Origin of the sequence: Pseudomonas sp. Sample_10 (assembly GCF_004321495.1) — a bacterium.
In the GTDB taxonomy this organism is placed as follows: Bacteria; Pseudomonadota; Gammaproteobacteria; order Pseudomonadales; family Pseudomonadaceae; genus Aquipseudomonas.
In genome coordinates, this window is the sequence record NZ_RCOE01000300.1 from 1 (window position 1) to 4,528 (window position 4,528).

Genomic DNA, 4,528 nt, shown 5'->3' on the forward strand with positions numbered 1-4,528 from the left:
GTATGTAGAAAGCAGGGGGTCATTGCAACGCGCCATGACCTGGGTCAATGCTTTCAAATGCTGATTCTGCGGCCTTTCCATGCGCCGCGTAAGGACAAAATTGCCCATGGGCAAAATGTCTCGGCGGACTCGAGAGGCGAGGGGGGCAGGTCGGATGTTACGAGGTGTGTTCAAACACAGCGTTGAGTGATCGCAGGCAATTGGCGCGACAGCCGGTAACTACCAGCCTTTGCGGCCTGTCAGTCAGCCGATTCGTAGAACACATCGTTTAAGGGTCGACCTGGAGCTGGCACCGGCCAGTCCGCATCGGGAGAGCTTAGACCCGAATCCGGGGATCCGAAAGGAAGACTGGAGGGGGGTGCGACAAAAAGAAGCAGCTACAAGCCGCAAGCTACAAGCTCCAGGTTAGAGCCCGTGCCTGCGGTTTTTGCTTATGCCTTCACTTGCCGCCTGTAGCGTGAAGCTTGCCGCTCAACTGCTTGTCACCTCTGGAAAGGCTGTACACGTAAGCCGCGAGCAGTTGCACTTTATCGTTGCCGAGCAGTTCATTTTGCGCCGGCATGTGGCCCTGGCGGCCATGCCGAATCGTTTGTTCAAGCTGGGTCAGGCTGGTGCCATAGATGAAACCGGTCGGGTGTGTCAGGTTCGGCGCTCCCATGGCTTCGGTGCCTTGTCCGTTTGCTCCGTGACAGGCTACGCACGTGGTGTTGAACGCCTGCTGTCCGGCCTGCAGGTCTGCCTTGGTGTCGGCGGGCAATGGCAGGCCGGCCAGTTCATGACGAACGTACGCAGCGACGTTTTTCACGCCATCCTCACCCAATATTTCCCCCCAGGCCGGCATGGCCGCCATGCGACCGCCCATGATGGTGGTCTTGATGGTGTCGGCGTTGCCGCCCCAGCGCCAATCACTGTCCGCCAGATTGGGGAAGCCGAACGCGCCCTTGGCATCCGAGCCATGGCACACCGAGCAATTGGAGGCAAACAAGCGTCCGCCCATTTTCAGCGCTTGCGGATCGTTGGCCACTTCTTCCACTGGCATCGCGGCGAATTTGGCGAAGATCGGCGCGAACTTCGCGTCCGCCTTGTCCATCTCCTTTTCCCATTCGTGCACGCCGGTCCAGCCGTTTTCGTAACCGGGCAGGATGCCTTTCCAGTTGCCCAGACCCGGATAAAGGATCAGGTAGCCGACGGCAAACACCAGCGTGCCGGCGAACAGCATGAACCACCATTGCGGCAACGGATTGTCGTACTCCTCGATGCCGTCGAAGCTGTGGCCCATGGTCTGGTCGACGCTGCCTTTGGTTTCGCCCTTGCGGGTGCCGATCAGCAACCAGGTCAGGCCGATCAGGCTGCCGATGGTCAGTACGCAGATCCACGTACTCCAGAAAGTGGTCATGGCCGGGTACTCCTTGTTTCGATTTCGTCGGTGATGTCGGGTTGCGGCTCGTCGGCGAACGGCAGCAGGCGCGCCTCGGCGAATTCCGTTTTGCGCTTGCTGCTGAATACCCAAAGGGTCAGGCCGAGGAAGGCTACGAAGACCACGACCGTGCCCAGTCCGCGGATCATTCCAGTACTCAATTCAACGACCATGGCTCACCTCTTGCTCTTGATCGCAGTGCCGAGCACTTGCAGGTAGGCGACCAGCGCATCCATTTCACTCTTGCCTTTGAGCGAGGCAACGGCGCCGCTGATGTCCTCGTCGGTGTACGGCACTCCCAGGGTGCGCATGGTCTTGAGCTTGGTTTCGGTGTGGTTGCTGTCGAGTTGATTGGCCACCAGCCACGGGTAGGCGGGCATTTTCGATTCCGGCACCACGTTGCGCGGGTTGTACAAGTGCGCGCGGTGCCAGTCATCCGAGTAACGCGCGCCGACCCGCGCCAGGTCCGGACCGGTACGTTTCGAGCCCCAGAGGAACGGGTGGTCCCAAACGCTTTCACCGGCCACTGAATAGTGGCCGTAGCGTTCGGTTTCGGCGCGGAACGGGCGGATCATCTGCGAGTGGCAGCCGACGCAGCCTTCGCGGATGTAGATGTCGCGACCTTCCAGTTGCAGCGCGGTGTAGGGCTTCATGCCTTCCACCGGTTTATTGGTCACGTCCTGGAAGAACAGCGGGACGATCTGGGTCAGGCCGCCGATGCTCACGGCGAACACCATCAGCAGCATCAGCAGGCCGACGTTTTTCTCGATTGTTTCGTGTTTCATGGCGGACTCCTCAAGCCATCTGCGCGGCAGCGGCGACGTCGGCAGGCTGCGAAGCCCGTACGGTGCGCCAGGTGTTGTAAGCCATCAGGAACATGCCGCTGAGGAAAATCGCGCCACCCACCAGTCGTACGACAAAGCCTGGATGGCTGGCCGCCAGGGTCTCGACGAAGGAGTAAGTCAGCGTGCCGTCCTCGTTGACCGCGCGCCACATCAGGCCTTGGGCGATGCCGTTGACCCACATCGAGGCGATGTACAAAACGGTGCCGATAGTGGCGAGCCAGAAGTGCGCGTTGATCAGGCCGATGCTGTGCATTTGCTCGCGGCCGAAGACTTTCGGGATCATGTGGTACAGCGCGCCGATGGAAATCATCGCCACCCAGCCGAGCGCGCCGGCGTGTACGTGGCCGATGGTCCAGTCGGTGTAGTGGGAGAGGGCGTTGACGGTCTTGATCGCCATCATCGGCCCTTCGAAGGTCGACATGCCGTAGAACGCCAGGGACACCACGAGGAAACGCAGGATCGGGTCGCTGCGCAACTTATGCCAGGCGCCCGACAACGTCATCATGCCGTTGATCATCCCGCCCCAGCTCGGTGCCAGCAGCACCAGCGACATCACCATGCCCAACGACTGCGCCCAGTCCGGCAGCGCGGTGTAATGCAGGTGATGCGGGCCGGCCCAGATGTATAGGGTGATCAGCGCCCAGAAGTGCACGATCGACAGGCGATAGGAATACACCGGGCGCTCGGCTTGTTTGGGCACGAAGTAATACATCATGCCGAGGAACCCGGCGGTGAGGAAGAAGCCCACGGCGTTGTGTCCGTACCACCATTGCACCATCGCGTCGGTAGCACCGGCGTACACCGAGTAGGACTTGGTGAAGCTCACCGGCAACTCAAGGTTGTTGACGATGTGCAAAATCGCCACGGTGATGATGAACCCACCGAAGAACCAGTTGCCGACGTAGATGTGCCTGGTCTTGCGCTTCATCACCGTGCCGAAGAACACAATGGCGTAGGCCACCCAGACGATGGTGATGAGGATGTCGATCGGCCATTCCAGCTCGGCGTACTCCTTGGAGCTGGTGTAACCCAACGGCAAGCTGATGGCTGCCAACAGGATCACCAGTTGCCAGCCCCAGAAACAGAACGCGGCGATTTTCGGCGCAAACAGCTGGGTCTGGCAGGTGCGTTGCACCGAATAGAACGAACTGGCGAACAGGGCGCAGCCGCCGAAAGCGAAGATCACTGCGTTAGTGTGCAGCGGGCGCAGGCGGCCGAAACTGGTCCAGGGTAAATCGAAGTTGAGTTCGGGCCAGACCAATTGGGCGGCGAGAAAAACCCCGAGCCCCATGCCGACGATGCCCCACACCACCGTCATAATGGCGAATTGGCGGACCACCTTGTAGTTGTAGGCGGTACTGATAGAAGTGTTCATGGTTCCCCATCCACGGTTCAGCCGAAGTGAGCGCGCAGCGCACCCTTCGGCCGGAGTTATAGGCAGACTAAAAGCGAGGCAAGCATGACCAAAGGGCACAAGGCCGGTATTGACGGGGATCAATGGGCGCAATGTGTGCGCGATCATGGATGGCTGTGGGATGTCGCTTCAGGCACCTCTTCGGCGACCTTGATTCTCGCCCACGGCGCCGGTGCGCCGATGGACAGCGACTGGATGACCGACATGGCTGCACGGCTCGCGGCGCAGGGCGTCAACGTGCTGCGTTTCGAGTTTCCGTACATGGCGCAGCGGCGTATCGATGGCGGTAGGCGTCCACCCAACCCGGCGCCGAAATTGCTGGAATGCTGGCGCGAGGTCTATGCCGAAGTGCGACGCCATGTCACCGGGACTCTGGCCGTCGGTGGCAAGTCGATGGGCGGGCGTATGGCCAGTTTGCTGGCTGACGAGTTGGCTGCCGATGCACTGGTATGCCTGGGTTATCCGTTCTACGCGGTGGGTAAACCGGAGAAACCGCGGGTCGAGCATTTGGCGGCGCTGAAAACGCGGACGTTGATCGTGCAGGGAGAGCGGGATGCGTTGGGTAACCGTGAAGCCGTCGAAGGGTATGCCTTGTCACCCAGTATCGAAGTGTTCTGGCTGGTGGCGGGGGATCACGATCTGAAGCCGTTGAAAGCTTCGGGGTTTACCCGTGAGCAGCATTTGGCGGCTGCGGCGGGGCGGGTGGCTGCGTTTCTTCAGTAAACGGTAGGTTGCCTATATAGCCTCTTTGCGCGCGCGGCTATTGCTACAGGTCGTCCAGTTCGGGAAAGACAATCTTTGGATGATCGTTCCCACGCTCCGCGTGGGAATGCCTCTTGTGACGCTCTGCGT

5 protein-coding genes are annotated in these 4,528 nt (G+C 60.4%); 1 reads left to right on the plus strand and 4 read right to left on the minus strand.

The features are described from left to right. Positions 1 to 439 precede the first annotated feature (439 nt). The 4 genes from ccoP to ccoN are packed head-to-tail and all read right to left on the minus strand — an operon-like array spanning position 440 to position 3,637. Positions 440 to 1,396: a cytochrome-c oxidase, cbb3-type subunit III gene (ccoP, locus tag D8U18_RS28105; RefSeq protein ID WP_131109227.1), complete on the minus strand. Its 957-nt coding sequence runs from the start codon at positions 1,394 to 1,396 to the stop codon at positions 440 to 442. Continuing rightward, entirely contained in the window at positions 1,393 to 1,590 is a 198-nt protein-coding gene (locus D8U18_RS28110; RefSeq protein ID WP_056857001.1) for a CcoQ/FixQ family Cbb3-type cytochrome c oxidase assembly chaperone, read from the minus strand. Before D8U18_RS28110 ends, ccoP begins: the two co-directional genes overlap by 4 nt. A 3-nt stretch (positions 1,591 to 1,593) precedes the next feature. After that, a complete protein-coding gene (gene ccoO, locus D8U18_RS28115) occupies positions 1,594 to 2,202 on the minus strand; it encodes a cytochrome-c oxidase, cbb3-type subunit II (protein WP_131109229.1) in 609 nt (202 codons plus the stop codon). A gap of 10 nt (positions 2,203 to 2,212) precedes the next feature. Next, entirely contained in the window at positions 2,213 to 3,637 is a 1,425-nt protein-coding gene (gene ccoN, locus D8U18_RS28120) for a cytochrome-c oxidase, cbb3-type subunit I (RefSeq protein ID WP_130908174.1), read from the minus strand. A gap of 84 nt (positions 3,638 to 3,721) precedes the next feature. Between ccoN and D8U18_RS28125 the strand changes: the two genes are divergently transcribed. Beyond that, entirely contained in the window at positions 3,722 to 4,399 is a 678-nt protein-coding gene (locus tag D8U18_RS28125) for an alpha/beta fold hydrolase (RefSeq protein WP_131109231.1), read from the plus strand. Positions 4,400 to 4,528 lie beyond the last annotated feature (129 nt).